The 2,629-nt window shown below is 68.2% G+C and carries 1 protein-coding gene; it reads left to right on the forward strand.

Annotated features, from left to right (window positions below; all coding sequences use genetic code 11):
• Nucleotides 1-1,271 precede the first annotated feature (1,271 nt).
• Entirely contained in the window at nucleotides 1,272-1,409 is a 138-nt protein-coding gene (locus ACVCAH_RS37675; protein ID WP_447140983.1) for a hypothetical protein, read from the forward strand.
• The last annotated feature ends 1,220 nt before the right edge of the window (nucleotides 1,410-2,629 follow it).

A 2,629-nucleotide genomic window follows, 5' to 3' on the forward strand; every position in this document is an offset into this window, starting at 1 on the left:
GGAGACCTCGCTACTTATCGATCACCGACGCGCCGGAATCTCCTCGCCCACCACCGCCGACTTCGACACACGACCTAGCGGCGGGGCGGGCCACGCGGCTGCCGTGTGGGGGCAGGGGGTGCCGTTAACGGTGGGGTCATGAAGGGTCCTCCTTCGTGCGGCCCGCCCTGGCGCGTAGAGGTGGCCGGCCCACCGCGTGCATGGGTCAGGTCGAGGAACCTGGATTAAGGTGCGGGGTGGTTGGTGAGTCCTCCAGGGGCCGCCGCGCGGCGCGCGTGCCGACTGGCCGAAGCGAGTGGGCGAAGCGCACCGGGTGGGTGTGGCGAGGGATCCCTGAGGTGGGACCGAACCGGGTGGAGCGGTTATGTGGGGTGAAGGTGTTGCCGATGAAGGTACCGGCGGGCTCTCACGCGCCTCCGGGTCGCGTCAGGGCTGACTAGCGCCCCTTGACCTGCGGTGAGAGATCAACGTGGCTGGCGGCCTGATCGTGGTCGTGGGCGCTATGGGAATGGACCACACTCACAGGCGATCTTGTTGTCTGACAGACGCCCACTGTCGTGAGGTTGGACGAGATGGAGTGAGTGCGAGGCGGGGCGCCGGCCTGCCCCGAGCGCGATTGTCGACCCAAGTGACCCGCCCTGTCAGAGGTTGTCCTCGCCGTCGGCGTAGCGGTTAGGGCTGGTGGCGGCGGTGCAGGAGCATGCCGAGAGGCCGAGGGTGTGATGTGCTGGTGGTCGCCGGTGGTGACGTCGACGAAGCGGTGCACGGCGTCGATGGCGTGCAGGGTGGCCAGCCGCAGTCGGGCTGAGCGCGGCGAGGGGAACTGGGCTTGGGGTGATCTGGTCGGTGGACGGGACGTCGTGCTCGGCGAGCCAGGCCAGGAGTTGGCGGTCGCGGGGGTCAGCCGATGCAGGTAGACCAGGCGGTGTCGCTTGCTGGCGGGGGATCGGGAGGCCGACGGCCCAGGCGCGGGTGGGCGGATCCGCTGGAATGAGGGGGACTCCTGAGGGAGTAGAAGGAAAAATCCCTCCCGTGGGGAGGGAGTCTGGAACCGTTGGCGCTGATAACGACGGCCTGTCACCGGCGATGTGCAGCGCTGACAGACACATCCGGGCGCATGCCGGCGGCGTGAGATGGTCCGAGGTGGTGAAGGACCAGTGAAGCCTTGGCGGAAGGGGTCACGGAAGGCCGAGATCCGCCGCGACACCGCCATCGCCCGATAGCTCTACGGGACACGGCCACGCGTTGCGGGTCTTGCGCTGCGGCGCCTGGTGCTGGAGGTGTCGCTGGCGCTGCCCGCGCCGGTGGCGGTGTCGATCTGCTCGCTGCGGGAGAGCCGGCGTCGGGCCGACGATGTCTGGGCCCGACGGCGGCTGAACCTCTCGCGTGCCCGGCACGGCGGCGTGTGAAGAGTTCCATACCCTCAAACCCGCGTTTGTGTGCTCTGGCGAACACGGTCTCTGCTCACAGCCGGCTCACAGCCGGCCCAGATGTCTCACATCGCAGGTCACAGCGGCTATCCCAATCCGCCGCGCGGAACCGGCCTCCCCGGGGCGAGCGGTTGCTTGCTGTGGCTTGACTGACAGGGATGGGCTGCGGTGTGAGCCGCTGTGAGTGCGTGTCAGCGTCGGGAGCTGACCCGGTGTCTGCCCGGGCTGCCGCTCCATGTCACAGAGGATCGTCGACTGACACTGTCGGGTCCCGCTGTCAGACAGGCACCATACGACCGGCCGCCTCACAAGGTCCCTGACGGCGCAGGCGCTACGACTCTGACACGCCATCTCTGATATCGACTATCGTCGTTGTCATCGGTGTGTGACGCGGTCTTTGAGCTGTGCTGTGACATCGCCGCCAAGTGACGACATCGCTCTGCCCGCCCTGCAGCCGAGTCGCCGGCCGACCGATGGCAGCGACGAAGCCGCGGTGACAGCCACTTACAAGCGGTCACGATGACAAGCGGGTCGCAGACCGGCAATGTCGCGCCGGTCGCCGTTGATGTCACCGCAGCGTCGATCGCTGTCCCGACGGTGGCAGGCATCGCGGTGTCACTGGATGTCACCGGCGGCGATGTCATGACATGGCCGGCGAGACCGCCGGGACTTTTTGCGGCACGACTGACAGCACCACGTCACAGCTGACGGGACATGCCTCGGGTGCAGGTGTCCATGGCGAGGCGTAGGTCCCGGCGGCCGCTCCCCGGGCCAGGTCATGCCCGCGAGACAGCCGAGCCGGTCGCTGCTCGAACAGCCTGGCCTGCTCCCCGGACGTGACCCTCTCATCCCACCCGCCTCGCTGCACCGTCGCCTCGAGGCCGAGACGGGGCACGTCCGGCGGGTGACGTCCCTGCCGGCGCTTCCGAACCCGCCGACCATCCGCTGCCGCTCCACGGGCTCGCGGCGCGCACGGTGGTAGCAGATCCTCCACGAAGCGAGCCAACCAGGAAGCGACGAGAGCGGGACATAGCGGGGGCTGAGTGCTCTTGTCGTGCGGATGTGTGCGGCTGTGAGCCGATGTGAGAACGGGGGGCGTTCGCCAGAGCACACAAATTCGGGTTTGAGTCACCCGTGCCCCTTGCGGCGCGTCCTGCCGGGCTGAAAATCGGGGTGTGGTTGCTCGCCGACGTCGATCA

Source organism: Micromonospora sp. LZ34 (assembly GCF_052981855.1).